Annotated in this window: 29 protein-coding genes and 3 tRNA genes; 13 read left to right on the top strand and 19 right to left on the bottom strand. The window is 66.6% G+C overall.

The window, feature by feature from the left end; all coding sequences use genetic code 11:
• Positions 1–504: aldolase/citrate lyase family protein (locus tag AC1DXX_RS14800; protein ID WP_478134954.1), on the top strand; the 504-nt coding region annotated here is incomplete at its 5' end.
• Between the two features lie 50 nt (positions 505–554).
• Here the strand turns inward: AC1DXX_RS14800 and AC1DXX_RS14795 are convergent.
• Both AC1DXX_RS14795 and AC1DXX_RS14790 read right to left on the bottom strand, forming a co-directional pair.
• Positions 555–761, bottom strand: a complete 207-nt coding sequence (locus tag AC1DXX_RS14795; protein WP_478134953.1) for a hypothetical protein — start codon at positions 759–761, stop codon at positions 555–557.
• Positions 762–913: 152 nt separating this feature from the next.
• Entirely contained in the window at positions 914–1,597 is a 684-nt protein-coding gene (locus AC1DXX_RS14790; protein WP_478134952.1) for a Crp/Fnr family transcriptional regulator, read from the bottom strand.
• A gap of 170 nt (positions 1,598–1,767) precedes the next feature.
• Here AC1DXX_RS14790 and AC1DXX_RS14785 point away from each other — a divergent pair, with 170 nt between their 5' ends.
• Positions 1,768–3,957, top strand: coding sequence for a xanthine dehydrogenase family protein molybdopterin-binding subunit (locus AC1DXX_RS14785; protein ID WP_478134951.1), 2,190 nt, complete (start codon positions 1,768–1,770; stop codon positions 3,955–3,957).
• A gap of 11 nt (positions 3,958–3,968) precedes the next feature.
• Positions 3,969–4,427, top strand: a complete 459-nt coding sequence (locus tag AC1DXX_RS14780) for a (2Fe-2S)-binding protein (protein WP_478134950.1) — start codon at positions 3,969–3,971, stop codon at positions 4,425–4,427.
• A gap of 49 nt (positions 4,428–4,476) precedes the next feature.
• On the opposite strand, the gene AC1DXX_RS14775 is transcribed toward AC1DXX_RS14780, so the two are convergent.
• The 10 genes from AC1DXX_RS14775 to folC all read right to left on the bottom strand — a co-directional run bounded on the left by AC1DXX_RS14775 (position 4,477) and on the right by folC (position 12,544).
• Positions 4,477–5,064, bottom strand: coding sequence for a YgdI/YgdR family lipoprotein (locus tag AC1DXX_RS14775; RefSeq protein ID WP_478134949.1), 588 nt, complete (start codon positions 5,062–5,064; stop codon positions 4,477–4,479).
• 173 nt (positions 5,065–5,237) lie between these two features.
• Positions 5,238–5,314, bottom strand: a tRNA-Asp gene (locus tag AC1DXX_RS14770).
• A 69-nt stretch (positions 5,315–5,383) separates the two neighbouring features.
• Positions 5,384–5,459 (bottom strand) — tRNA-Glu (locus AC1DXX_RS14765).
• A gap of 54 nt (positions 5,460–5,513) precedes the next feature.
• A tRNA-Ala gene (locus tag AC1DXX_RS14760) sits at positions 5,514–5,589 on the bottom strand.
• Between the two features lie 36 nt (positions 5,590–5,625).
• Positions 5,626–7,014 (bottom strand): glutamate--tRNA ligase, encoded by a 1,389-nt coding sequence (gene gltX, locus AC1DXX_RS14755; protein WP_478134948.1) that lies wholly within the window; start codon positions 7,012–7,014, stop codon positions 5,626–5,628.
• 10 nt (positions 7,015–7,024) lie between these two features.
• The gene (locus tag AC1DXX_RS14750) at positions 7,025–8,245 is read right to left on the bottom strand and encodes an O-succinylhomoserine sulfhydrylase (protein ID WP_478134947.1); all 1,221 of its coding nucleotides are present in this window, start codon (positions 8,243–8,245) and stop codon (positions 7,025–7,027) included.
• Between the two features lie 8 nt (positions 8,246–8,253).
• Positions 8,254–9,756, bottom strand: a complete 1,503-nt coding sequence (gene purF / locus AC1DXX_RS14745; RefSeq protein ID WP_478134946.1) for an amidophosphoribosyltransferase — start codon at positions 9,754–9,756, stop codon at positions 8,254–8,256.
• 18 nt (positions 9,757–9,774) lie between these two features.
• Positions 9,775–10,260 (bottom strand): CvpA family protein, encoded by a 486-nt coding sequence (locus AC1DXX_RS14740; protein WP_478134945.1) that lies wholly within the window; start codon positions 10,258–10,260, stop codon positions 9,775–9,777.
• Positions 10,261–10,278: 18 nt separating this feature from the next.
• A complete protein-coding gene (locus AC1DXX_RS14735) occupies positions 10,279–11,175 on the bottom strand; it encodes an SPOR domain-containing protein (RefSeq protein ID WP_478134944.1) in 897 nt (298 codons plus the stop codon).
• 61 nt (positions 11,176–11,236) lie between these two features.
• On the bottom strand, positions 11,237–12,544 hold the full coding sequence (gene folC / locus AC1DXX_RS14730) for a bifunctional tetrahydrofolate synthase/dihydrofolate synthase (RefSeq protein WP_478134943.1): 1,308 nt from the start codon (positions 12,542–12,544) through the stop codon (positions 11,237–11,239).
• Between the two features lie 36 nt (positions 12,545–12,580).
• On the opposite strand from folC, the gene AC1DXX_RS14725 reads away from it, so the two are divergent.
• The 5 genes from AC1DXX_RS14725 to AC1DXX_RS14705 all read left to right on the top strand — a co-directional run bounded on the left by AC1DXX_RS14725 (position 12,581) and on the right by AC1DXX_RS14705 (position 17,534).
• Positions 12,581–12,940, top strand: coding sequence for an ArsC family reductase (locus AC1DXX_RS14725; protein ID WP_478134942.1), 360 nt, complete (start codon positions 12,581–12,583; stop codon positions 12,938–12,940).
• Positions 12,941–12,997: 57 nt separating this feature from the next.
• On the top strand, positions 12,998–13,636 hold the full coding sequence (locus tag AC1DXX_RS14720) for a hypothetical protein (protein ID WP_478134941.1): 639 nt from the start codon (positions 12,998–13,000) through the stop codon (positions 13,634–13,636).
• Positions 13,637–13,750: 114 nt separating this feature from the next.
• Positions 13,751–14,077: a pyrimidine/purine nucleoside phosphorylase gene (gene ppnP, locus AC1DXX_RS14715; RefSeq protein WP_257860622.1), complete on the top strand. Its 327-nt coding sequence runs from the start codon at positions 13,751–13,753 to the stop codon at positions 14,075–14,077.
• 15 nt (positions 14,078–14,092) lie between these two features.
• The gene (gene argG, locus AC1DXX_RS14710; RefSeq protein WP_478134940.1) at positions 14,093–15,433 is read left to right on the top strand and encodes an argininosuccinate synthase; all 1,341 of its coding nucleotides are present in this window, start codon (positions 14,093–14,095) and stop codon (positions 15,431–15,433) included.
• Positions 15,434–15,539: 106 nt separating this feature from the next.
• Complete coding sequence (locus AC1DXX_RS14705; RefSeq protein WP_478134939.1) at positions 15,540–17,534, top strand: HEAT repeat domain-containing protein; 1,995 nt, start codon at positions 15,540–15,542, stop codon at positions 17,532–17,534.
• A gap of 39 nt (positions 17,535–17,573) precedes the next feature.
• Here the strand turns inward: AC1DXX_RS14705 and AC1DXX_RS14700 are convergent, their stop codons facing one another.
• Together AC1DXX_RS14700 and murB are read right to left on the bottom strand one after the other, a co-directional pair.
• Positions 17,574–18,407: a glycine-rich domain-containing protein gene (locus AC1DXX_RS14700; RefSeq protein ID WP_478134938.1), complete on the bottom strand. Its 834-nt coding sequence runs from the start codon at positions 18,405–18,407 to the stop codon at positions 17,574–17,576.
• Positions 18,407–19,459, bottom strand: coding sequence for a UDP-N-acetylmuramate dehydrogenase (gene murB / locus AC1DXX_RS14695; RefSeq protein WP_478134937.1), 1,053 nt, complete (start codon positions 19,457–19,459; stop codon positions 18,407–18,409). Before murB ends, AC1DXX_RS14700 begins: the two co-directional genes overlap by 1 nt.
• 45 nt (positions 19,460–19,504) lie before the next feature.
• On the opposite strand from murB, the gene AC1DXX_RS14690 reads away from it, so the two are divergent.
• Both AC1DXX_RS14690 and AC1DXX_RS14685 read left to right on the top strand, forming a co-directional pair.
• Positions 19,505–19,990 carry a YajQ family cyclic di-GMP-binding protein gene (locus AC1DXX_RS14690; RefSeq protein WP_478134936.1) on the top strand — a complete coding sequence of 162 codons (486 nt, stop codon included), beginning with the start codon at positions 19,505–19,507 and terminating at the stop codon, positions 19,988–19,990.
• 4 nt (positions 19,991–19,994) lie between these two features.
• Positions 19,995–20,639 carry a retropepsin-like aspartic protease family protein gene (locus tag AC1DXX_RS14685; protein WP_478134935.1) on the top strand — a complete coding sequence of 215 codons (645 nt, stop codon included), beginning with the start codon at positions 19,995–19,997 and terminating at the stop codon, positions 20,637–20,639.
• 3 nt (positions 20,640–20,642) lie between these two features.
• On the opposite strand, the gene AC1DXX_RS14680 is transcribed toward AC1DXX_RS14685, so the two are convergent.
• From AC1DXX_RS14680 to AC1DXX_RS14665, 4 genes are read right to left on the bottom strand one after another with little or no spacing between them, the layout of a single operon-like run.
• Positions 20,643–20,996, bottom strand: coding sequence for a RidA family protein (locus AC1DXX_RS14680; RefSeq protein WP_478134934.1), 354 nt, complete (start codon positions 20,994–20,996; stop codon positions 20,643–20,645).
• A 5-nt stretch (positions 20,997–21,001) separates the two neighbouring features.
• A complete protein-coding gene (gene plsY / locus AC1DXX_RS14675) occupies positions 21,002–21,637 on the bottom strand; it encodes a glycerol-3-phosphate 1-O-acyltransferase PlsY (RefSeq protein ID WP_478134933.1) in 636 nt (211 codons plus the stop codon).
• 57 nt (positions 21,638–21,694) lie between these two features.
• Complete coding sequence (locus AC1DXX_RS14670) at positions 21,695–22,507, bottom strand: DUF6348 family protein (protein WP_478134932.1); 813 nt, start codon at positions 22,505–22,507, stop codon at positions 21,695–21,697.
• Between the two features lie 8 nt (positions 22,508–22,515).
• Positions 22,516–23,010 carry an aminoacyl-tRNA deacylase gene (locus AC1DXX_RS14665; RefSeq protein WP_478134931.1) on the bottom strand — a complete coding sequence of 165 codons (495 nt, stop codon included), beginning with the start codon at positions 23,008–23,010 and terminating at the stop codon, positions 22,516–22,518.
• A 103-nt stretch (positions 23,011–23,113) separates the two neighbouring features.
• Between AC1DXX_RS14665 and AC1DXX_RS14660 the strand changes: the two genes are divergently transcribed.
• The 3 genes from AC1DXX_RS14660 to AC1DXX_RS14650 are packed head-to-tail and all read left to right on the top strand — an operon-like array spanning position 23,114 to position 24,448.
• Positions 23,114–23,650, top strand: coding sequence for a DUF2975 domain-containing protein (locus tag AC1DXX_RS14660; protein ID WP_478134930.1), 537 nt, complete (start codon positions 23,114–23,116; stop codon positions 23,648–23,650).
• Positions 23,651–23,657: 7 nt separating this feature from the next.
• Entirely contained in the window at positions 23,658–23,873 is a 216-nt protein-coding gene (locus AC1DXX_RS14655) for a helix-turn-helix domain-containing protein (RefSeq protein WP_478134929.1), read from the top strand.
• Positions 23,873–24,448, top strand: coding sequence for a hypothetical protein (locus tag AC1DXX_RS14650; RefSeq protein WP_478134928.1), 576 nt, complete (start codon positions 23,873–23,875; stop codon positions 24,446–24,448). The genes AC1DXX_RS14655 and AC1DXX_RS14650 overlap by 1 nt, the downstream gene beginning before the upstream one ends.
• A gap of 15 nt (positions 24,449–24,463) precedes the next feature.
• Here the strand turns inward: AC1DXX_RS14650 and AC1DXX_RS14645 are convergent, their stop codons facing one another.
• On the bottom strand, positions 24,464–25,525 hold the full coding sequence (locus AC1DXX_RS14645) for an aldo/keto reductase (protein ID WP_478134927.1): 1,062 nt from the start codon (positions 25,523–25,525) through the stop codon (positions 24,464–24,466).
• Between the last annotated feature and the right edge of the window lie 74 nt (positions 25,526–25,599).

The following is a 25,599-nucleotide window of genomic DNA, read 5'->3' as shown; positions in this document are numbered from 1 at the left end:
GAACAGGCCAGGGCGCTGGTGTCGGCCACACGCTATCCGCCGCTGGGCATACGCGGAGTCGGCAGCGCCGTGGGCCGCGCGTCGCAGTGGAGCGCGCGCAGCGACTACCTGGAGGTCGCCGACGAAGAGGTCTGCTTGCTGGTCCAGGCGGAAACCGTGACAGCACTCTCCAACCTGGCGGAGATCTGCGACGTGGACGGCATCGATGGCGTCTTCATCGGCCCGGCCGATCTGGCCGCGTCGATGGGCCACCGGGGCCGGCCCGGGCACCCGGAGGTTCAAGCCGCGATCGAAACCGCCATGCGAACCATCGTGGCGTCCGGGAAGGCTGCGGGCACGCTGACATCGGATCAGAAGCTGGCGCGCCGGTACCTGGAACTGGGTTGCACCTTCGTCGCGGTCGGTGTCGACGTGCTGCTGTATGCAGGCGCGGCACGGAAGCTTGCCGCCGATTTCAGCGGCTCGCCACCGACGATCGAGCCCGAGTCTCGCGCGGCATACTGAGGATTGCGGTGACCACGGAGCGGGCCACTCGGTGGCTTCCTCCGGGGCCCCTACCTCGTCGCCACGATGTCGCGCCTCAAGCTCCAGATGCAGGCCCCGAGACGAAGAAGTCTTTCAACCCTGCTGTCGTAGAACGGGCTTTCCGCGTCCTCTTCGGCGATGAGTTCTGCAATGCGGTCGAGCGCATCTGCCGGCGTGAAGCCGAGGCCTGCGCGTGCCATCTCGATCGTTGTCGCCAGGACCTGGGTCTTCTCCATGCCGGCATGGTGCCTGCGAACCCAAGCCGAGGCAAGATTCGGCGCCGCTCAAATGGTTACTATGTATAACCAATAACGGCCTGCGACACCTCTTCCTTGGGGTTAGGCGGACCGAAGAACAGCTTGGATCCCGGCAACGGGTATCGCGATGCTTACTCCCCAAGATAGCTGCGCAAACCTCCAAGGTCGAGCACCTCGACGCCACCATGCTCCACCCGCAGCAAGCCCGCACGCTCGAGCTCATGCAGTGCCCTGTTGGCGCGCTGGCGAGAGACCGCGGACAACAGGCCGATCTCGTCCTGGCTCAGGCGCACGAAGCTGCTCGCCTGCGGATAGAGGATCGGGTCGAACAGGCTGGCCAGGCAGCGTGCGACGCGCGCATCGGGGCCCAGCAAGCGGTCGAACTCCATGAGCCCGATGAACAGGCTCAGGCGAGCGTTGATGTGCGACAGAAGGAAGCGATTGAAATCGAGGTTCGTCGACACCAGGCGCTCGAAGGTGTGGCGCGGCACGCAGGCCACGCGCGTCGGGCGCATGGCCACGCCGTCGTAACGCCACGGGCCGGGATTCAGCAGCGAGCCTTCGCCGGCCCAGCCGCCGGAGGTCACGCCGGTGAAAGTGGAGACGCGGCCATCGGCCTGCGAGACCGACATCTTCACGAGGCCTTCGATGACGCCGAACCAGAGATCGGCCGGCTCGCCCTGGCGCATGACGAAGCCGGCAGCCGGCACCTCGCGCTCGTGCGACTCGCGCACAACGCGGTCGAGCTCCTCGGCCGTCAGGGTCTGCGCCCACAAGCTCTCGCGGAGCATGGTCTCCATGGCCTTCGACGACATACGTGCTTCCCTCGCTCGCCAGTTGCTTGCTCGCTCCTCCGTGCGCGCCGGGCCTGCGGGGGGAGGCCGGCGAACACGCCCGTAAGTAATGTCTCTGAAACGACATTTTTGGCGCCGCGATCATGACATATTGACTCCTGTTCGCCACAACCAGAAGACAGGAGACAAGGATGGAACATCCGGATTCCGGCGCGGGCCCCACGCATGCGCCATCTCATGACGAACCGCCCGGCATGCGCCGGCGCAACCTGCTGGGATACGCGGCCTCCGCGCCGTTGATTTCGGCCGCCGCGGGACTCGGCGGGCTGGCGGCCCCCTCCTCGGCCCAGGCCGCGATACTGCCGATGACGCCACCCGACACGACCGACCTGATCGACATCGGCGATGCGGTGACGGTGACGGCACTGCCGACCATGCCGCTGGTCAAGGTCAGCAACGTCGCGAACGGCCGCGTCCGGCTGGAGCTTCCGCGCTTCGAATCGGGCCAGGGCATCGCCACCGCCGCCGCGATGATGCTGGCCGACAAGCTGGGCCTGCCGCTGAACGCGATCGAGGTCGGCTCCGCCGACGCCAGCCCCGAGCTGTTCTTCAACCAGCTCACCGGGGGCTCGTCGAGCGTGCGTTCATTGCATGCGGGCATGCCGTTGCTCGGCGGTTTGGGCGGGCTGCCCACGGGCTCCGCGAACGCGGTGGTCGGCCAGCGCGTGACGCGGCTCGACGCGCTGGACATCGTGACCGGACGCAAGAAGTTCACGCTCGACCAGGCCGTGCCCGACGCGAAGCCGACCATGGTGTGCCGGCCACCGACCATCAACGGCCAGTTCGTGCGCATCAACAACACGACCGCGGTGATGGGCATGCCGGGCGTTCTCGGCATCGCGCCGATTCCCGCCACGAACGGCATCGTGCCYACGCCGCCCGGCGTGGCGGTGATGGCCGAGACATTCGGGCAGGCCTGGGCCGCGGTGAATGCGCTCGACGTCACCTGGACCGCAAGCGCGGTCGCCGGCGAGTCCAACGCCAGCATCCAGCAGAAGCTGAAATCCGCGCTGCTGCCCTTCCTGCTGCCGCCGCTGGGCGCGCTGACGGTCGAGGGCGAGTTCGAGTTCGCGGCGGTCTCGCATTGCCCGATGGAAACGGAGTGCGCCATCGCCGACGTGCGCGCCGACCGGGCCGAAGTCTGGTCCGGCCTGCAGAGCCCGATCGTCACGCAGCAGGCAGTGGCAGCCGATCTGGGCTTGCCGCTGGACAAGGTCAAGGTGCATGCCGTGCCCTCGGGCGGCTCCTTCGGGCGCCGGCTGTTCTGGGACGCGACGCTGCAAGCCGTGCAGATCTCCAAGGCGTTGGGCCGACCCTGCCGCCTGATGTACCACCGCACCGACGACATGCGCCACGGCCGCGTGCGCCCGCCCATGTTCCATCGGGCGCGCGCCACGATGCTGCTGGGCCAGGTCATCGCTTTCGAGCAGCGCATCGCCGGAGTGCGGCTCGATACGCGCCACGGCTTCGGCGAGATGCTGGGCGCCGCGGCCATCGCGCTGCCCAACGGCTTTCCGCAGACGGTGGGCAACTTCGCCATCGAGCAGGTCATGTTCAAGACCATGGTCGCCTCGCCGTACAACTTCGGCGTCACCACCAAGCTGCTGACGCCGGTGGCGATGGACATCAACACCTGCTCCTACCGTTCGGTGCACATCCAGCCCTCGCGCCTGGTGGAAGAGATCCTGGTCGACGAGATGGCCAGGGCGTTGCGCAAGGACCCGGTCACCTTCCGCCTCGAATACTTGCGCCTGCCACGCGCACGCGCGGTGCTGAAGGCGGTGGCCGAGGCGGCGCAATGGGGCAAGGCCATGCCGGCGGGCTTTGCGCAGGGCGTGGGCGTGCACCAGGAGTCGAAGTCCTTCACGGCCTGCATCGTCGAGATCGACGCGCGGGTGCCGACCGACACCAAGGTGACGCGCGCCACGATCGCGATCGACGTCGGCACGCCCATCAACCCCTCGGGCATCGAGGCGCAGATGCAGGGCGGCCTGTGCGAATCGATCTCCATCGTGCTGACGGCCGGCCTGCACATCCAGAACGGCTTGCCGCTGGAAGGCAGCTACTCGCAGTACCACTTCGCGCGGATGAAGAACTACCCGAAGGACGTGAAGATCATCATCATGCCGCCCAGCAGCGGCGAGGCGATCGGCGGCCTGGGCGAGGTGGGCCTGTCGGCCAGCTCGGGCGCGATCGCCAACGCCTATGCGCGTGCCACCGGTCGGAAGCCGCGCAGCTTCCCATTGAACTTCCCGGTCGACTTCACCCCCATCCCCCCGGGCAAGCTGCCCACGCCGGTCACCGTGCCGGTCCCCGCCTGAGGAGCCCCGCCATGCCTGTACAAACTTTCAAGGTGAACGGCGTCGACGTCGCCGTCGAGGCGCCCGACGACATGGCGCTGCTGTGGGTGCTGCGCGACAAGCTCGGCATCACCGGCCCGAAGTACGGTTGCGGCATCAACGTGTGCAAGGCCTGCACCTGCCATGTGGACGGCAAGGCGGTGACCGTGTGCTCGACCCGCGTGGCCGACGTGCGCGGCCGGCAGGTGACGACGATCGAGGGCCTGGCCAACGGCAACACGCTGCATCCGGTGCAGCAGGCCTGGATGAACCTCGACGTGCCGCAATGCGGCTTCTGCCAGCCGGGGCAGATCATGGCGGCCGTCGACCTGCTGAGGCGAACCCGGACCCCGACCGACGCCGACATCGACGCCATCGAGAACGTCTGCCGTTGCGGCACCTACGGCCGCATCCGCGAGGCCATCAAGGCGGCGGCGGCGATGATGGGATAGCACGCCGGTGCAAAGCACCCGAAGGCCCCGCCCCTCTACGGCGCCCTCTTCACTCGGCAACCTTTTCGAGCATGAGCGTGGAGCTCAATGCTTCGCTCATGTCTTGGTCGAGTGTCTTGACGCCCTTGATGACGAATGTGCCGCCATTTCTCCACAAGGTTTGCGCAGTTGCCAGAGACTCTGATGTCGTGGCCTTGAGGACAATGACGTCGATGAGCACCTCGGTGCCTCCTTCCACAATGGCAGGCAGTCCGATGAGGAGTCTTGGGCCTAGCTCGCGCACCACAATGAGCAGAACACGTTCGGGTTTTGGATTGAAGTTTGACGCCAGGCGTGTGAGTTCTTCGTTGGACGACGTCACTTGCTCGCTGGTGAGGCGATCAACGGCCACGACCGAGAGGCAATCCGCACGGCGAACGAAGGCTTGGATTCCGCGCAGCGCGGCTGCCTCGCGAAGCACCGGTTCCTTTTGATCGGGGCGCCACTTTGTGCCCCAGTAGACGATGGTCGGGATCGACGGCTGTCCCGCTTGACATAGCGGCGCCTCGAGCTGACGGCCTGTCGTGGCAACCGTGGTGGACGCGCAACCCGACAAGAGGAACGCGGCTGCAAGTGATGCGGGGATAAGAGTTCGCATGTGGAGGGTGATTTGGAAGGCGCCTGACCTTTGTCATGAGGGGCGGGCTGCTGCCAGTATCGTGGACACCGCCCCAAGCTTCTCGAGCTGTACCGGACTGACGCTGGAACCATGGCCAGAAAACAAAAAAGCCACCCGAAGGTGGCTTTTTTGCTGGAGAAATCTCCAAATACTGGCGGAGTGGACGGGACTCGAACCCGCGACCCCCGGCGTGACAGGCCGGTATTCTAACCAACTGAACTACCACTCCTGGTAGACAACGTTCACTCCTTGCGGAGCCAAGTGCTGACGACTTGTGCCTGCTTCACTTGCATGAAACTGGCGACCCTACGGGGATTCGAACCCCGGTAGCCACCGTGAAAGGGTGGTGTCCTAGGCCTCTAGACGATAGGGTCAAAACCTTAGGAACCGTGCTGCGATCAGCACTTCTTCTCTTCTCGACACTTTGATGGTGGAGGTAAACGGGATCGAACCGATGACCTCTTGCATGCCATGCAAGCGCTCTCCCAGCTGAGCTATACCCCCGTGTGGGTGTCGAGCCTCGAATTATAGACCGAAAAATCAGGCCCTTTTCAAACGCTCCATAACTTTTTCGCGAGAAAAAATTGCGAGCACCGAATCGAGGGATGGCGTCTGCGGCGTTCCCATCACGAGGACGCGAACCGGCATGGCCAACACAGGCATTTTCACAGAATGTGCAGCCAGAACTTCCTTGATGCACGCAGCAATCGAAGTTTTCTCCCAGGTCACGCTCTCCAGCTTTTCAGCCAGCGTTGCGATGACGGGCTTCACTGCATCGGTGATGTGTTGTGCGCGATCAGCTTCGCTCACGGTCACGTCGGCGTAGAACGCTGCAGCCCAGTCGGCCAACGCGACGGTGGTCTCGCAACGGTCCTTGAACAATGCACAGATCGCGGGGAGGCGATCGTCGGCTTCGATGCCGCGCTTCTTCAGCTGCGCAGCCACGAGCGGTGCGAGCGCATCGTCGGCCTTGGCCTTGATGTACTGCGCGTTGACCCAGGCCAGCTTCGCGGCGTCCCATTGCGCGGGGCTCTTCGACAGGTGCGAACCGTCGAACCAGCTCACCATCTGTTCGCTGGTGAAAAGTTCGTCGTCGCCATGGCTCCAGCCGAGGCGCGCGAGGTAGTTCAGCATCGCTTCGGGCAGGTAGCCGTTCTCTTCATAGGCCGTGACACTCACGGCGCCGCGGCGCTTGGAAAGCTTCTGGCCGTCGTCGCCCAGGATCACCGGTACATGGCCGAACGCGGGCAGCGGTGCACCGAGCGCGCGGAAGATGTTGATCTGCCACGGCGTGTTGTTGATGTGCTCGTCGCCGCGGAACACGTGCGTGATGTTCATGTCCCAGTCGTCGACCACCACCGCGAAGTTGTAGGTGGGCACACCGTCGGGCCGCAGGATGATGAGGTCGTCGATCTCGCGGTTGTTGATGGTGATCTCGCCCTTGACGAGGTCGTTCCACGTCACGTCGCCTTCGGGCGGATTGCAGAAGCGCACCACCGGCGGCACGCCTTCGGGCACGGGCGGCAGCACCTTGCCCGGCTCGGGACGCCAGCGGCGGTCGTACAGGGTCTTCTCGCCGCGTGCGCGCTGGGCTTCACGCATCTCGTCGAGCTCGGCCGGCGTGCAGTAGCAGTGGTAGGCGGCGCCGGCCGCGAGCATCTGCGCAATCACTTCGCGGTAGCGCTCGAGGCGCTGCATCTGGTAGATCGGGCCTTCGTCGTAGTCGAGGCCGAGCCAGTGCATCGAGGCGAGGATCTGGTCGGTCGAGTCCTGCGTGGAGCRGGCCACGTCGGTGTCCTCGATGCGCAGCACGAACTCGCCGCCGTGGTGGCGCGCATAGGCCCACGAATAGAGCGCGGTGCGGGCCGTGCCCAGGTGAAGAAAGCCGGTGGGAGACGGAGCGATGCGGGTGCGAACTTTGCCGGTCATGAAACTCGATTCAGGATTTCAGGGTGCTCAGGCCGCGCTGCAAGTCGGCCGTGATGTCGTCGATGTACTCGAGGCCGACCGCAACGCGGATCAGCCCCTGGCTGATGCCTGCCGCCTGGCGCTGCACTTCGGTGAGGCGGCCGTGCGAGGTCGTGCCGGGGTGCGTGATGATGGTCTTGGTGTCGCCGAGGTTGGTGGCAATGCTCACCACGCGCGTGCTGTTGATCACGTGGAAGGCGTTGGCGCGTGCCGCTTCCGGCGTGTCGCCGACCACGTCGAACGACACCACTGCTCCGCCCTGCCCCGACTGCTGGCGCATCGCGAGCTCGTGCTGCCCATGCGAAGCGAGGCCCGGGTAGTAGACGCGCGCGATGCCCGGCTGTTGCTCGAGCCACTGCGCCACGGCCAGCGCATTCGCGCACTGCGCCTTCATCCGGATGCCGAGAGTTTCCAGGCCCTTGAGCACGACCCATGCATTGAACGGTGACAGCGCCATGCCGGCAGTGCGCACGATCGGGCCGAACACATCGACGATGAGCTTCGACGGACCGCAGATCGCACCAGCCATCACGCGGCCTTGGCCGTCGAGGTACTTGGTGCCGGAATGAATGATGAGGTCGGCGCCGAGTTCGGCCGGCCGCTGCAGCACGGGCGTGCAGAAGCAGTTGTCGACCGCAAGCAGCGCGCCCGCACCGTGCGCCAAGTCGGCGAGCGCCTTGATGTCGCAGACTTCCGTGAGCGGATTGGTTGGCGTCTCGGCGAACAGCAGCTTGGTGTTTGGCTTGATCGCCGCGCGCCACTCGGCCACGTCGGTCTGCGAGACAAAGGTGGTCTCCACGCCGAACTTGGCGAACTCCTTGCCGAACAGGTTCAGCGTGGAGCCGAACACCGAGCGCGAGCAGATCACATGGTCGCCGGCCTTGAGCAGACCCATGCACATCATGAGGATCGCGCCCATGCCGGTGGAAGCGCCGATGGCCGCTTCGGTGCCTTCGAGCGCGGCCAAGCGCTGCTCGAAGCTGGTCACCGTCGGGTTGGAGGTGCGTGAGTAGGTAAAGCCTTGCTCGGTGCCGGCAAAGCGGCGGGCCGAGGTCTCAGCGTCGGGCTGCACGAAGCCGCTGGTCAGGAACAGCGCTTCGGAGTGCTCGCCGTGCTGGCTGGGCGCCAACCCGGTGCGCAGCGCGAGCGTGTCGCGGTGCAGTCCGGGCGGCAGGGTTCGTTCGTCGGTCACTTCGACCCTCACTCGCTGTGGTTGGGGAGCGCGAGGCGCGAAGAGTCTTCTTCGGTTTCCTCGACACGCGGTCGGTTGCCGTTCATGCGCGAGATGGCTTCGGTGTCGATGTCGCCGGTCACGTACACGCCGTCGAAGCACGAGGCATCGAAGCCATTGAGCTTCGGGTTGAGCGAACCGATGGCGCGCTTCATGGCATCGACGTCCTGGTAGATCAGCGCGTCGCAGCCGATCAGTTCGCGGATCTCTTCGATGGTGCGGTCGTGTGCCACCAGCTCGTCCTTGGTCGGCATGTCGATGCCGTAGACGTTGGGGTAGCGCACCGGCGGCGCGGCGCTGGCAAGGTAGACCTTGCGGGCGCCGGCATCGCGCGCCATCTGCACGATTTCGCGGCTGGTGGTGCCGCGCACGATGGAGTCGTCGACCAGCAGCACGTTGCGGCCCTTGAACTCGCTCGCGATCACGTTGAGTTTCTGGCGCACCGACTTCTTGCGCACGCCCTGCCCCGGCATGATGAAGGTGCGGCCCACGTAGCGGTTCTTCACGAAGCCTTCGCGGTACGGCACGCCCAGCAGGTGCGCGAGCTGCGTGGCGCTCGGGCGGCTCGATTCGGGAATCGGGATGATCACGTCGATCTGGTTCGGCGGCACGGTGGACACCACGCGCTTGGCCAGCGTCTCGCCCAGGTTCAGGCGCGCTTGGTAGACCGAGATGCCGTCGAGCACCGAGTCGGGCCGTGCCAGGTAGACGAATTCGAAGATGCAGGGGTTCAGCGTCGGCGACTCGGCGCACTGCATCGAATGCACCTTGCCCTCCAGGTCGACGAACACCGCTTCGCCCGGATCGATGTTGCGCTCGAACACATGGCCCGAGCCTTCGAGCGCGACCGATTCGCTGGCCACCATCACGGTGCCGTCGGCGCTGCGGCCCATGGACAGCGGACGGATGCCGTACGGATCGCGGAAGGCAAGCAGGCCATGGCCGGCGATCAGCGCGACCACGGCGTACGAACCGCGCAGGCGCTTGTGCATGTTCTTGACCGCGGCGAACACCTCGGCCGGATGCAGCGGCACGCCGCGCGACGAGCGCTCCAGTTCGTGCGCCAGCACGTTGAGCAGCACTTCCGAATCGCTCTCGGTGTTGGTGTGGCGGTGGTCGGTGGAGAACAGCTCAGCGCGCAGCGCATGCGCGTTGGTCAGGTTGCCGTTGTGCACCAGCACGATGCCGAAAGGCGCGTTCACGTAGAAGGGCTGCGCCTCTTCTTCGCTGTAGGCATTGCCGGCCGTCGGATAGCGCACCTGGCCCAGGCCCACGCTGCCCGGCAGCGCGCGCATGTTGCGGGTGCGGAACACGTCGCGCACCATGCCCTTGGCCTTGTGCATGAAGAACTTGCGTTCCAGCAGGGTCACGATGCCGGCCGCATCCTGGCCGCGATGCTGCAGCAGCAGCAGTGCGTCATAGAGCAACTGGTTGACGGGTGCGTTGCTGACAACGCCGACGATTCCACACATGAACGATTCCTCTCAGGCTCAGGGCAGGTAGCTTGCCAACTTTTCGGGCAGCGCGGGTTTCAGGCCCTGCAATGCCGCATCGAGAACAATGGCGCTGCGCGATTCATGCCACCAGGCACTGTCGCTCAACACCAGCAAATGAACAACGACTGCCAGCACGAGCAGGGCCACTGCGCCCCGCGCCGCACCGAAGGCAGCTCCCAGAATCCGGTCCACGGGCCGCAGGCCCACGGCGGCGATCAGCTTGCACGTGAGCGCTGCCACCAGCCCCACGCCGAACGCCACCGCCACGAACACCAGCACGAAGGCCAACGGGTAACGCCACGTCGCTTGCGGGTCCCCGAACGGCAACCATGCCGCGACACCGGAGGCCAGCCACTGGGCGGCGATGAATGCAGCCACCCAGCCCACCAGCGAAATCACTTCGAACACCAGTCCGCGCACCAGGCCGAACAGCATCGACACCACGATGAGCGCAATAGCGATCCAGTCGAGCAGGGCCACGGCAAACAGGCGAGGCGCTTACAAGGTGAGGATCGCGGCCGACAAAGACAAGCCCTTGACCTTTTCCGCGGCCTTGTCCGCCTCGGCGCGCGAACCGAACGGACCGACACGCACACGCGTGCGCTCGCCATCGGCCGTCTTGGCAACGTGTACATAGGTCTTGAGACCGGCCTTTTCGAGCTTCTGGCGCACTTCGCGCGCCTTGTCGGCGTCGGCAAAGGCGCCCACCTGCACGATGAAGCGACCGGCGTCATCGGCGGCGGCCGGCTTGGGCGTGGCGGCGGCGGCCGGCGGCTTGCCGTCGAGAAGCGCGCGGGCACGGGCGCCATCGTCTGCTGCGGCGGGCTTGGGTTCCGGCTTGGGCTTGGGCTCCGGTTTGGCTTCCGGCTTGGGTTTGGGCTCCGGCTTGGCCTCGGGCTTGGGTTCCGGCTTTGGCTTGGGCTCGGGTTTCGGCTCCGGCTTGCGCTCCGGCTTGGGTTCCGGCGCGGGCTTGGGCTCGGCGGCGGGCGTCGTGCTGACCACCGGCTTGCCGGGGTCGATCACGGTGCCGTCAGCGGTCTCGGTGATCATGCCGCCGCCCGACGAGGCCGCAGCAACGCGGGAGCTGCCGTCGGACGTGGCCGGCGCGCTGCTCGTTGCAGGTGCCGGCGCGGCGGGTACGGTGGGTACGGGCAATGGCTTGACCTTGTTGCGGTCGGGAATCTCGATGGGGATGTCGACCGACACGGGACGCGGCTGCGTATCGAACAGCAGCGGGAATCCGATCACGCCCAACAGCACCAGCACTGCGGCGCCAAGCAGGCGATGGCGCGCTCGCCGACGCATGGTTTCGACACTTTCCGCCGGGACGGCCGCCGGGGCGTTGCGTCCTTCGTTGCCTTGTGGGCCGCGCGTGCGGAACTTGAAAAACGCCATGAAGTTCGATCCCTGAAGGAGTGCAGCGAGGTGATGCCAGATGGTGCGGGCGACCCGACGGTCAGCCGCCCGGCGACAGGTGTTTGGCTTGCAGCCGGGGAGTGCCGTTTTCGAGCACGCCACCCACGGTGAAGAACGATCCGAAGACCACGATTCTATCAGCGGGGTCCGCGTGCTCGATGGCTGCGCGCAACGCCTCCATCGGTCCTGCATGCACGCTGCCGGAGGCATCGGCGCGCGTGTTCTGCGCCTGCCAGCTGGCCAGCAGATCGGCCGCCTTGGCGGCACGCGGCGTGGGCAGATCGGTGAAGTACCAGCGGTCGATCATCGGGCCGATGCGCGCAAGGATCGGTGCGAGGTCCTTGTCGGCCATGACGCCGAACACGCCATGCGTCGTCGGGAAGAAACCCATCGCGTCGAGGTTCTCGGCCAGCGCGGCGACCGCATGCGCGTTGTGCGCCACGTCGAGCACCAGCGCGGGTTCGCCGGGCACGATCTGGAAGCGGCCCGGCAGCTCGACCATCGCGAGCCCGTTGCGCACGGCCTGCGCCGTGATCGGCAGCTGCGGCCGCAGGGCCTCGAGCGCCGCGAGCACGCCCGCGGCATTGATGAGCTGGTTGGCGCCGCGCAGCGCCGGATAGGCCAGTCCGCTGTAGCGCCTGCCGCGCCCCGACCAGCCCCACTGCTGCTTGTCGCCCGACACGTTGAAGTCGTGCCCGAAGCGCCAGAGGTCGGCGCCGATGGCGCCGGCGTGGGCGATCACGCTCTGCGGCGGCATCGGGTCGCTCACGATGGCGGGCTTGCCGGGGCGCAGGATGCCGGCCTTTTCGAAGCCGATGCTTTCGCGGTCCGGCCCGAGGTATTCCATGTGGTCGAGATCGATGCTGGTGATGACCGCGCAATCGGTGTCGATGATGTTGACCGCATCGAGCCGGCCGCCCAGGCCGACTTCGAGGATCGCCACATCGGGCTTCTCCGCGATCATGCAATGCAGGATGCCGAGCGTGGTGAACTCGAAGTAGGTCAGGCTCAGGTCGCCGCGCGCCGCCTCCACAGCCTCGAAGCTTGCTATTAATTTGGAAGCATCGACCGATTCGCCCTGGAGGCGCAGCCGCTCCTCGAAGTGCACCAGGTGCGGCGAGGTGAACACGGCCGTGCGGTAGCCCGCATGCGTCAGGATCGATTCGAGCATGGCGCAGGTCGAGCCCTTGCCGTTGGTGCCCGCCACGGTGATGACCGGGCAGCCGAAACGCAGGTTCATGCGTTCGGCCATCTCTTTGGCGCGTTCGAGGCCCAGCTCGATGTTCTTGGGGTGGAGTTGCTCGGCGCGCGCGAGCCAGTCGTTCAGGGTTTCCATGGAGGCCGGCATTGTCGCCGACCCGCCGCTCGCGGCATCATGGCGGCCATGACAACCCTATACCTGTACGGCATCCCCAACTGCGACACCGTCAAGCGCGCCCGCGCCTGGCTCGACGACCACGGCGTGGCCTACGCCTTCCACGATTTCAAGAAACAGGGCGTGCCCGAAGCCGAGCTCGACCAATGGCTGAAGAAGCCGGGCTGGGAGGCGCTGGTCAACCGCCGGGGCACCACCTGGCGCAAGCTCGACGAAGCCACCCAGAACGCCGTGGTCGATGCCGCCTCGGCCCGCGCCGTGCTGCTGGCCAACCCCAGCCTGATCAAGCGGCCGGTGGTCAACTGGGGGGCAAAAACCGGCGTTACGACAGGGTTCGACGCCGAAGCCTGGGCTGTGAACGCCGTGTAAACCCCGGAACCCGTCCCGCCAGCCGGCCTCCAACCCCGATCTGCAGGAGAGAACACCATGAACAGACACGTTTTTCGCGCCCTTGCGGGGCTTTCCGTGGCCGGCACGCTGGCAGCAGGCGCCGGCCTCGTGCATGCCCAGCAGTCCCAGTATGTCCAGGCCCGGGTGATTTCCGCCACGCCGATCCGCGAAACGACCGGCAGCGACGTCAGCTACAACGTCACCTACGAATACAACGGCCGCCAGTACACGACCCGCACCAACAGCCGGCCGGGCGCCACCATCGCGGTCCAGGCCAGCGCCTACGGCGTGACGACCGCGCCGGTCGCGCCCCAATCGCAGCTGCAGCCGTACCCGGTGGAGGCCGACAACGGCCAGCAGTACCAGTACCCCAACCAGTACCAGTACCAATACCAGGGCCAGGGGCCGAGCGGCTCGCCCTGGGACAACGTGGTGCCCGAGCCCGGCGTGGTGATCTCCAACGCCCCGGCCCCGGTCTACGTGCAACCGGCGCCGGTCTATGCGCCGCCGGTCTACGTGCAGCCTGCCTACACCTACCCGTATGCGCAGCCCTACGTCTATCCGCCGGTCGGCATCTCGCTGAACCTGGGCTACTCGCGGGGCTGGGGTGGCGGCTACTACGGCCGCGGATACGGCGGATACGGCTATCGCGGGTACGGCGGCTGGCACCGCTGAGCGGCGGGGGGCGGCCGAGCCCCTAAAATCGAGGACTTTTCCAAACCCTGACGGGTGCGCCGCCGGTGCGGTGCGTCCTCGAAAAGCCGAACGCCAAGGCGCCGGCGCCACCCAATGACGACGACTACCGACACTCTCAACAGCGCCGCAGTGGCCACCAAGGCCAATGTGTATTTCGACGGCAAGTGCGTGAGCCACAGCCTCACGCTCGCAGACGGCACCAAGAAATCGGTCGGCGTGATCCTGCCGTCCACCCTCACCTTCAACACCGGCGCGCCTGAAATCATGGAAGGCACCGCCGGCAGCTGCGAATACCTGTTGTCGGGTACCAGCGAATGGGTGGCTTCGGGCCCAGGCCAGAAATTCAACGTGCCGGGCAACTCGAGCTTCCAGATCCGGGTGACCGGCGAGCCCTACAGCTACATCTGCCACTTCGGCTGAACCCGGGACCCCCACATGTCGACCATTCTCCAAAACGTTCCCGCCGGCCAGAAGGTCGGCATTGCCTTCTCCGGCGGCCTGGACACCAGCGCGGCGCTCCACTGGATGCGCAACAAGGGCGCCATTCCCTACGCCTACACCGCCAACCTCGGCCAGCCCGACGAGCCCGACTACGACGAGATCCCGCGCAAGGCGATGCTCTACGGCGCCGAGAACGCCCGCCTGATCGACTGCCGCTCGCAGCTCGCCAACGAAGGCATCGCCGCCCTGCAGGCCGGCGCCTTCCACGTCACCACCGCGGGCGTCACCTACTTCAACACCACGCCGCTGGGCCGCGCGGTGACCGGCACCATGCTGGTGTCGGCCATGAAGGATGACGACGTCAACATCTGGGGCGACGGCAGCACCTACAAGGGCAACGACATCGAGCGCTTCTACCGCTACGGCCTGCTCACCAACCCCGCGCTGAAGATCTACAAGCCCTGGCTCGACCAGGTCTTCATCGACGAGCTCGGCGGCCGCGCCGAAATGTCGGCCTTCATGCAGAAGGCCGGCTTCGCCTACAAGATGTCAGCCGAGAAGGCCTACTCGACCGACTCGAACATGCTCGGCGCCACGCATGAGGCCAAAGACCTCGAGCACCTGAACAGCGGCATGCAGATCGTGCAGCCCATCATGGGCGTCGCATTCTGGAAGGACGAAGTCGAGGTCAAGCGCGAGCAGGTCACCGTTCGTTTCGAGGAAGGCGTGCCGGTTGCCCTGAACGGCGTGAGCTTCACCAGCCTGGTCGAGCTGATCCTCGAAGCCAACCGCATCGGCGGCCGCCACGGCCTGGGCATGAGCGACCAGATCGAGAACCGCATCATCGAGGCCAAGAGCCGCGGCATCTACGAAGCCCCGGGCCTCGCGCTGCTGTTCATCGCCTACGAGCGCCTCATCACCGGCATCCACAACGAAGACACCATCGAACAATACCGCGACCACGGCCGCAAGCTCGGCCGCCTGCTCTACCAGGGCCGCTGGTTCGACCCGCAGGCCATCATGCTGCGCGAGACGGCACAGCGCTGGGTGGCGCGCGCCATCACCGGCGAGGTGACGGTCGAGCTGCGCCGCGGCAACGACTACTCGATCCTCAACACCGAGTCGCCCAACCTCACCTACAAGCCCGAGCGCCTGAGCATGGAAAAGGTCGAGGGCGCGTTCACGCCGCTGGACCGCATCGGCCAGCTGACGATGCGCAACCTGGACATCGTCGACACGCGCGAGAAGCTCGCGATCTACACCCGCACCGGCCTGCTGTCGGCGAGCCAGGGCGCTTCGCTGCCCAAGCTGGCGAACGACGACGAAAGCAAGTAGGCGAACGCGCCTCCAACGACGAACGGGCCCGAGGGGCCCGTTGTCATTTGTGCGGCGTGCTGGCGATATGCTGGCGCCAGCAAGACAGCAGCAAAAAAGAATCATCTTGGAAAACCGCGCAACCCCCATCACGGAGATCGAAGCGCTCATTCATGCCTTGAGAGGCCAGGATCCCGATGACAGGCACGCCCGTGTCAGTCTGGAGCATGCGCCTTGTCCGGCGTTCGTCCCACCCTTGCTGGAGGCGATGAAGGACCCGGCTCCCTACATCAGGGCGAGCGCCGTTCATGCGCTCGCGAGCTACAAGGCGGAAGAAAGCCCGCAGCTGTTGGCCGCCCTGTTCGGTGCGCTGGCAGATGACCCGGACTCGCCGGTGAGAGCGGCGGCAGCGGAGGTACTGTCGTGCATGTCCTCCAAGGCTGTTCCTGCGCTGCTCGCAGCCCTTGGCGATGCAAGCCCCGACGTACGCAAGGCGGTCGTCCTTGCGCTCGAAGCCCACCCGTCGCGCGACGCCGTGACGGCATTGACAGATCGCTTGCACAACGACCCGGCGCCAGAGGTCCGGAGATGTGCGGTCCTGGCCCTGGAGGGCTTGAAACCCGAAGGCGCGATGGATCACTTGATCCGGGCACTCGAAGACGAGAACGCCGAGGTGCGAAGCGCTGTCGCATGCGCTTTGGGTGAATATGAAACCAACGAGGAACCGGCGATCGTGAATGCGTTGGTCCTGGCCCTGTCCGATTCGTCGGGCAGCGTCAGGGAAGGCGCCGCCCGGGCCTTGCGATATTCGTCCCCTGGCGCTATTCCCGGGCTGATGGCGCTGCTGGCAGATGAGGCCTCCGACGTGCGCAAGGAGGCCATTGGAGCCCTGGGGACGCTGGATGCGCACCAGGCCATCGATGCCCTGGCAGACCGGCTTCACAACGACCAGGACACGGAGGTGCGGTGCAGCACCGCCTCCGCGCTGGGCGCCCTCAGGCATGAGCGTGCAACGGCACACCTGATCGATGCATTTCAGAACGAGGCTCAGCCTCTGGCACTTCGCGTGGAAATCGTGTGCGCGCTGGGTGAGACCCACGACCTGAAGGCGCTGCCCGCGTTGTGCATTGCATTGCGAGACCCCGATCCCGAGACAAGAGCGTCTGCGGCGCGAGGCCTGTACTGGCTTCTGGACCCGGAAGTCCCCGAGTGCGGCGCAGCGCTGGAGCCGCTGTGCCTGGCCTTGAAGGATGCCGAAAGCGATGTCAGGGAAGCAGCAAGCAGCGCGCTGGGCTGCCTGAAAGACCCGCGTGCGCTCCCTTTCCTGATTCAGGCCGCGCAGGACAACGTGGACGACTTCCGGGCAACAGCCTTGGAAGCCATCGCTGAAATCGATGCCACCGCCGGTGCGGCGCTGCTTCTGGAGGGGCTGGAGGATCCGGACCCGAATGTTCAAAGAGCGGCTGCGAAGTCCCTGGCGCTGGCGGACAGTGCCCCGATTCCGCCCGCGGTGCTGGCCTGTCTGGCCGCCCCCGATGGCGATCCCTTTGCCAGGTGCGACTTGGCGAAGGCACTGGCGCGCCGAGGCGGCAAAGAGGCCATACCCGTTCTGGTCGACCTGCTCCAGGATGAGAATTGCCAACTGCGTGCGGCGGCTGCGCAGGCGCTGGGCGAACTGCCTGACCGGCGCGCGATGCCCGCCTTGATCGCGCTCCTCGAAGATGAAGACGAGGAGGTGCGCGCGGAAGCGGCCCTGGCTCTGGCGGCCCTCGCCAACGACCGGGCCATTAAGCCGCTGAAGGCGCTGCTGGAGGACGAGTCCCCGTACGTCAGGAGACGGGTCGTGTGGGCCCTGAGTTTTTTTACACCGTCGAAAGTGCTGCCGCTGCTGGTTTGCAGCCTGGAGGACGACGACCCGCATGTTCGGTCCACAGCGGTCGGCGCCCTCGCCGATCTATGCGATGCGCCGGCGCTGCGCCGCATCCGGTCGGCGCTGCCGCCAACATACCAGGACGTCAGGGTCGCGCTCGAGGAAGCGGCCGCCGGACTGGAAGACGAAGACCCCTCGGAGCGCGGCCCGTGGCCGCGCAATGTGCGCTTGGGGACCGTTCACTACGAATAGCCAATTGGCCGACTGCGGCGCGTTGCACCTGCCTGTCGGTCAGTCGCCGCCGCCTCCGCCGCAGCCGCCGCCACAGCCTCCGCCACTGTCGCCGCCGGAGGAATCCCCGCCCCCGCCATCGCTGCTGCTGCTTGATTCGCTGCCGCCGAAGCCACCGGCATCGCCCGCGCTGCCGCCATCCGACGAAGACTCGCTGAAGCCGCTGCCGCAATGGGCGTCCGAACCGTTGTGCCGGTCGACCGCCTTGCAGTCGGGCACATACTCGAAGCCCCCAGGAATGCCGAACTTGATGTCCAGCGCAAACAGCAGCGGCAGGCGTGCCGGCTTGCGCGGATCGATGCTCTCTTCCTTGCACGACCAGTACCAGCTGCGGCGCAGGCCGTCGTTGCGCTTCGGGTCCTTGCCCAGCACCTCGGCCGGGCTGTGGTGCAGCATGCGGCCGAAGGCGGCCTTGCACCAGTTCTGGTAACCCTGCGTGTGCAGGATGAACTCGTGCCACGCGGTGTCGACCACTTTCGAAGGCATGCCGACGAACTTGCGGCCGCTGCGCAGGTGCGCCATGAAAAACTGGCGCAGGCCTCGCAGCACCAGCTCGGCATCGCGCCGGCTGAGCTGCGGATGGGCTTCCCGCAGCTTGCCGACCAGGAACGGCGGCATCCGCGCCTCGCGGATGAACTGCCGGCGCAGGCTGGTTTCCATCCAGCCCAGCACCACCGAGAAGGCAAAGGCCGCCAGGAACAGGAGCCCCGACGCCCACCAGCGGGCGGGAACCAGGAACACCGAGGCGATGCCCGCCACGATGACGATGCGCTGCGCCCACACCAGCGCCGCAATGCGCCGCCGGTAGTTCAGGTGAAGGAAGTCGAGGTCCATCAGACCACCACCGGCTCGGGCTCCAGCCGGATGCCGAAGCGCTCGTACACGCTGGTCTGGATGGCCTTGGCCAGTGTCATCACCTCGCCGCCCGTCACCGGGTTGGCGGTGCCGCCGCGGTTGACCAGCACCAGCGCCTGCTTCTCGTAGACGCCGGCATTGCCCACCGACTTGCCCTTCCAGCCGCAGGCGTCGATGAGCCAGCCGGCCGCGAGCTTGATGCTGCCGTCGTTCATCGGGTAGTGAACGATCTTGGGGTCGCGCGCGATGATGTCGGCGCACTGCTCGGGCGTGACCGTCGGGTTCTTGAAGAAGCTGCCGGCGTTGCCCAGCACGCGCCAGTCGGGCAGCTTGGCGCGGCGGATGGCGCAGATCCAGTCGAAGATGTCGATGGCGCTCGGCGTGAAGTTGCCGGTTTCTTCCATCTTGCGCTCCAGATCGAGGTAGCCCACCACCGGTTTCCAGGGCTTCGGCAGCCGGAAGCGCACCCGGGTGATCAGCGCCCGGCCCGCCAGGCCGAAGTCGTTCGGGCCGCTGCGCACATGCTTGAACACCGAGTCGCGGTAGCCGAAGGCGCACTGGGCGGCGTCGAGCGTGAAGCTGCGGCCGGTGTCCAGGTCGACCGCGTCGAGCGACTCGAAGCGGTCCTGCAGCTCGACGCCATAGGCACCGATGTTCTGCACCGGCGAGCCGCCCACCGTGCCCGGGATCAGCGCCAGGTTTTCCAGCCCCGGGTAGCCGCTTTGCAGCATCCACTGCACCGCGTCGTGCCAGGTTTCGCCCGCCCCGGCCTCGACGATCCAGGCGCGCGGCGTTTCCTCGACCAGCCGCAAACCCTTGATTTCCACCTTGAGCACCAGCGGCTTGACGTCGCCGGTCAGCACGATGTTGCTGCCGCCGCCCAGCACGAAGCGGGGACCGTTCTGCCACTCGGGATCGGCGCGCAGCTCGGCGATGTCGGCTTCGTCCGCAATGCGTGCCAGGCGCTGCGCGCGCGCGACGATGCCGAAACTGTTGTACGGCTGCAGGGGGACGTTGTGCTCCACGATCATGGGAGAATTGTCGCATCCAGTACAAGTCAAATCAGGAGAGAGCCCATGCCGTCTTTCGATACCGTCTGCGAGCCCAATCTGCCCGAAGTGAAGAATGCGGTCGAAAACACCGCCAAGGAAATCGCGACGCGCTTCGATTTCAAGGGCACCGCCGCCGCCGTCGAGCTCAAGGACAAGGAGATCACGATGATCGGCGACGCCGAGTTCCAGCTCGTGCAGGTCGAGGACATCCTTCGCAGCAAGCTCACCAAGCGCAGCGTCGACGTGCGCTTCCTCGACAAGGGCGACGTCCAGAAGATGGGCGGCGACAAGGTCAAGCAGGTCATCAAGGTCAAGAGCGGCATCGAGAGCGAGCAGGCCAAGAAGATCACCCGCCTGCTGAAGGACAGCAAGCTCAAGGTGCAGGCTGCGATCCAGGGCGATGCGGTGCGCGTCACCGGCGCCAAGCGCGACGACCTCCAGGCCGCGATGGCACTGATCAAGAAGGACGTGCCGGACATGCCCCTCTCGTTCAACAACTTCCGCGACTGATTTCATGAAAACCCTCGTCGTCGCAGCGCATCTCCTGGCTGCCGTTGCGATGGCGCATGCAGCCAACTCGGTGATGCTCACCGGCACCATCGGCAACCGCGCGATCCTGATCGTCAACGGCGCACCGCCGAAGACGGTGGCGGTCGGCGAGAGCTTCCAGGGCGTGAAGCTGGTGTCRCTGCAGGCCGAGCAGGCGGTGGTCGAATCGGAAGGCAAGCGCGTCACGCTGCGCATGGACACGCCCGTGAGCATCGGCGGCAATGGCGGCGGCTCCGGTGGCGGCAGCCGCATCGTGCTGCCGGCCGACAGCCGCGGCCACTACATGACGCAGGGCACCATCAACGGCCGCACGGTCACCTTCATGCTCGACACGGGCGCCACGTCGATCGCGCTGTCGGCCTCCGATGCACAGCGCATCGGGCTTGACTACAGCAAGGCCCAGCGGGTCCAGATGAGCACCGCCAACGGCGTGACGACGGGCTACCGGCTGCGGCTGCAGTCGGTGCGCGTGGGCGACGTCGAGGTCTACGACATCGACGCCATCGTGTCGCCCGAACCGATGCCCTTCGTGCTGCTGGGCAACAGCTTCATCAACCGCTTCTCCATGCGCCGAGACGCGGACCAGATGGTCCTGGAAAAGCGGTACTGATCGTCAAGCCTGCGCGGCGGTCACCACGACCTCGATCTTGTAGGCCGAATTGGCCATCTGGGCCTGCACAGTCGCGCGCGGCGGCGTGTTGCCGGCCGGAATCCACGCATCCCACACCTCGTTCATCGCCGTGATGTCGGTGATGTCGGCCAGGAAGATCTGCGTCATGAGGATGCGCGACTTGTCGCTGCCGGCCTCGGCCAGCAGGCGATCGACCATGGCCAGCACCTGCGTGGTCTGGCCGCGGATGTCCTGCGTGGTGTCGTCGGGCACCTGGCCCGCGAGGTAGACGGTGCCGTTGTGCACGGCCGTCTCGGACAGGCGCGGGCCAACGTGGAAGCGGGTGATGGAAGCCATGGTGTTCAAGCCTTTTTCTTCGAGCCGAGTTTCGACTCCGTGCCGGCCGCGAGCCGGCGGATGTTTTCGCGGTGCCGCCAGATCAGCAGCAGACTCATGATGATGATCGCAATCAGCACCGTGCGGTGGAGCGGCCACGCAATGTTTCCGCCCAGCAGGTAGTAGGCCGGCGCAAAAAAAGCCGCCACCAGCGACGACAGCGACGAATAGCGGAAGAAGACCGCGATGATCAGCCAGGTGGCGCCGGTGGCGAGCCCCAGCCAGGGCGCAATGCCCACCAGCACGCCCGCCGCGGTGGCCACGCCCTTGCCGCCCTGGAAGCCGAAGAACACCGGGTAGAGATGGCCCAGGAAGGCCGCCAGCCCCGCCAGCGCGGCAACGCCCTCGTCCAGCCCCCACTGCGCGCCGAACAGGCGAATCAGGAACACCGGCAGCCAGCCCTTGAGCGCATCGAGCAGCAAGGTGGCCAGCGCAGCGCCCTTGTTGCCCGAACGCAGCACGTTGGTGGCACCGGGGTTGCCGCTGCCATAGCTGCGCGGGTCGGCCATGCCGAGCGACTTGCTCACGATGACCGCGAAGGACAGCGAGCCGATCAGGTACGAGGCCAGGATGGCCATGAGGGACGGCAAATGAAAGCTCAAGACGGCGCTCCGCGGGGATGGTTGTTTTTCTTGGGTGACGACGGCGGCGTGCCGCAATCAGGTCTCGGGCGGCGATTGGATCACAACGTATTGCTTGCGGAACTCGAAGCCGCGGTCGGGCCATTGCGCCACGTACGCACGCAAGGCCTCCGCGCCGGCGGGCCAGTCCTCGCCGTTGACGCGGCAATCGGCCTGCACCCCGCCCTGCGCATCGCGTGCCGCATAGAGGCGCAGGCCATGGACGCCGTCCGCTTCGATCTGCGGCTTGTAGGCATCCCAGGTGTTGGTGAAGAGGCAGCAGGGGCAGAACGGATGCTCTTCTTCCTCGGTGGCCTCCCGCTCGGCCTGGTGCGCGACCGGCCCGAACAGCACGCGCCGCCGCCGGCCCTGCCCTCGGCCCTTCTCGGGTTCCCATTGCATCTGCAGCGAGGTGCAATGGGCCAGCTCGACCGTCAGCGCGTCCTTGAACACCACCAGATCGACCTGCGCCCAGAGATCGAAACCCCGGGTCAGCGATGCCGCGATGTCGTCGCCGTAGGAATGCTGGTACTCGAAGGTGCCGGCCGGCAGCAGGCTCGCATGCGCCACCTCGATGGTGGTCGAAGTGCGCACGCTCCCGTCGTCGCCAGGCTGATAGCTCGCAATCTGCGGCCACAGCCAGAGCCCTTCGCCCGGCAACAGGAGCCAGCCGTCGCGCTCGCGCACCGGCTTGAAGCCGCGTGCAGCCAGCGTCTCGAACAGCAGCGCGGAGAGATCGAAGACCTCGGTCCACCGCTCCTTGTCGTTCTCGAAGCCGACCTTGAAAGTCGGCCCACCGCCTTCATTGGCCGCGCAGTGGGAAGGAAAGAAATCGGAGGGCGATGACTTCATGGCGCCGGCTATTCTGCCAGCGCACATTGCACCGGCTTCGCCCCCAGCAGCGCCACGCACACCTGCGGGTCGATGCCCACCAGGTAGCCGCGCCGCCCGCCGTTGATCGCGATCTTCGGCAGTTCGAGGATGGTCGACTCGATGTAGACCGGCATCTCGCGCCGCGTCCCGAAGGGCGAGGTGCCTCCCACCATGTAGCCGCTGTGGCGCTGCGCCACGTCCGGCTTGCAGGGCTCCACCGACTTGGCGCCGATCTGCCGCGCGAGGTTCTTGGTCGACACCGTGCGGTTGCCGTGCATCAGCACGATCAGCGGCCTGGCGTCCTGGTCCTGCATCACCAGCGTCTTGACGACGGTGAAGGGGTCGAGGCCCAGCACCTCGGCGCTGTGCTGTGCGCCGCCGCGCTCGAGGTATTCGTAGGGGTGCTCGGTGAAGGCGACCTTGTTCGCGCGCAGCAGTTGCGTCGCGGGTGTTTCGGAGGTGTGGGTGCTTTTCCTGGCCATTCCTGCAGGCGATTCCGTTTTCTTTGGAATTTACTGTTTTACGATAAACTTTGGCCGTCTTGCATTAAGTATTGGCCCCAACATGCAGCATACGCCAGCCTCGATGGCACCCTCTTCGTTCTACCTGCGGCGCCACGCCCAGGTCGTGCACGCGCTCATCCTGGCCGGTGCCGCACTGCTGCTGGCACAGCCCGTCATGCTGCTGGCGTTCAACCAGGGGCTGGGGCCGTTCGGCGGTGCCGATTTTCTCGGCCTGCCGAGCCTGCCGATGGACGACCCGGCGCGCTGGCGCACCGCCGCCGTCAGCCTGCTGCCCGTGGGCGGCGGCCTGTACGCGCTGCGGCAGCTGTGGCGGCTGTTCGACGAATACGGGCATGGCCGGGTCTTCGGCCCCGTGGCCCAGGATGCGCTGGTGCGTTTTGCCTGGGCCGTGCTGCTGCTGGCGCTGCTGCTTCCGCTGGCGCGCGGCCTGATGACGATGGCGCTGAGCATCGGCAATCCGCCGGGGCAGCGCTTCGTGTCGATCACCCTCGCGTGGTTCGACGGCCTGCACATCCTGTTCGGCGCGGTGCTCGTGGCCATCGCACGCGTGATGGCCGAGGCCCGCCGCCTGGCCGACGACAACGCCGGCTTCGTCTGACAGCGCCATGCCCATCGTCGTGAACCTCGATGTCATGCTCGCCCGGCGCAAGATGCGTTCGCGCGAGCTGGCGGAACATGTCGGCATCACCGAGCAGAACCTCTCGCTTCTCAAGGGCGGCAAGGTGCGCGGCGTGCGCTTCGACACGCTGGAGCGCATCTGCGAGGCGCTGCAATGCCAGCCCGGCGATCTGCTCGAATGGCAGCCGGCCTCCGAGCCCTGATGCCGCGCCCCGCCCTGTCGGCGCTGGTGCTGGTCGTGGCGGCCCTGCATGCGGGCGTGCTGTGGCTGCTGCTGGTCGCCAGCCGGCCCCATGTGAAGCCGCCCGCCCCGATGAAGCGCATCGCGATGGCGCTGGTGCAGATCGTCACGCCGGCAAGGCCCATCGCTCCCACGCAGCCAACGACGGCACCGCGGACTGCGCCGACAGCCACCGCGCCGCGCGCCACGCCCCGACGCGCACCGCCCCCGGCACGCGGCAATGCCATCACCGTGACGCCGGAAGCCCCCGCCGAGCCGCCACAGGCAGCAGCCCCGCCCGCAGCAGCGCCGCTGGTGCTGGACGCCGAAGCCACGCGGCGCGCCATCCGCGACGTGGCCCGCCAACGCTCCTTCGCCGATCGCGCGAACCAGGACCTCCACGGCCCCGCACGCTCCGCTTTCGACACGCCGCTCGGCGCAGGCGTTGCCGGCGCGGCGCGGGGCGACTGCATGCGCGGCCAGTTCAAGGGAAGCAACATGGGCCTGCTCAGCCTGCCCATGCTCGCTCTGGCCGCAGCGCAGGGCGAATGTCACTGACCCGAGGTGATGGGCTCAGCACGCCGGGTCGCGGATGTCCCAGCGGATCTTGTCGATCTCGGCCAGCACTTCGGGCGACAGCGTGGTGCCGTACGCATCGAGGTCTTCCTCGAGTTGCGCCACCGAAGTCACCCCGATGATCGTGCTCGCCACCTGCCACTTGGTGTAGCAGAACGCCAGTGCCAGCTGCGTTGGCGTGAGGCCGTTGTCGCGCGCCAGCTGGTTGTAGCGCCGCGCCGCGCGCAGCGAATCGGGCCGGCCCCAGCGTTGCTTGCGCACCGACTCGTAGCTCGAGATGCGCGCGCCCTTCGGTGCGTCCGGCCCCTCGACGCCGCTCTGGTCGTACTTGCCGGTCAGCAGACCGAAGGCCAGCGGCGAATACGCCAGCAGCGACACGCCCAGCCGGTGCATCGTCTCGTCGAGCCCGTTCTCGTGCCCGCGGCCGATCAGGTTGTAGACGTTCTGCACCGACGCCACGCGCGGCAGCCCGTGCACCTCGGCCAGCCGCACGAACTCGTGCACGCCGTAGGGCGTCTCGTTCGAGAGGCCGATGGCGCGCACCTTGCCGGCCTTCACCAGCTTGCCGAGCGCTTCGAGCTGGTCGTGGATCGGCGTCTTCGAGGTTTCCTTGGCGGGGTCGTAGTACATGTTGCCGAAGAGCGGCACATGGCGCTCGGGCCAGTGGATCTGGTAGAGGTCGATGACGTCGGTCTTCAGGCGCTTCAGGCTGGCGTTGCACGAGGCTTCGATGTCTTCAGGCGTCATGCCGCTGCCTTCGCGCACCCAGGGCATGCCGCGCGACGGGCCGGCCACCTTGGTGGCCAGCACGAGCTTCTGGCGCGCACCGGGGTTCGCGGCAAACCAGTGGCCGATGATGGTTTCGGTGACGCTGTAGGTTTCCTGGCGCGTGGGCACCGAGTACATCTCGGCGGTGTCGATGAAATCGATGCCGCGCTCGAGCGAACGGCTCAGGATGGCGTGGGAGGTGGGCTCGTCCACCTGTTCGCCGAAAGTCATCGTGCCGAGGCAGATCGGGGTGACGTGAAGGTCGCTCTGACCGAGTTGGATCTTTTTCATGCGCGGGATGCTACCGCCCTCCACCGCGGCGCGCTGGCCGCACCTGAAAAGCCCGGCAACACCTGTCCTGTGCC

Source organism: Variovorax sp. P4_B10 (genome assembly GCF_056402375.1).
This window is presented reverse-complemented; position numbering and strand designations above follow the sequence as displayed.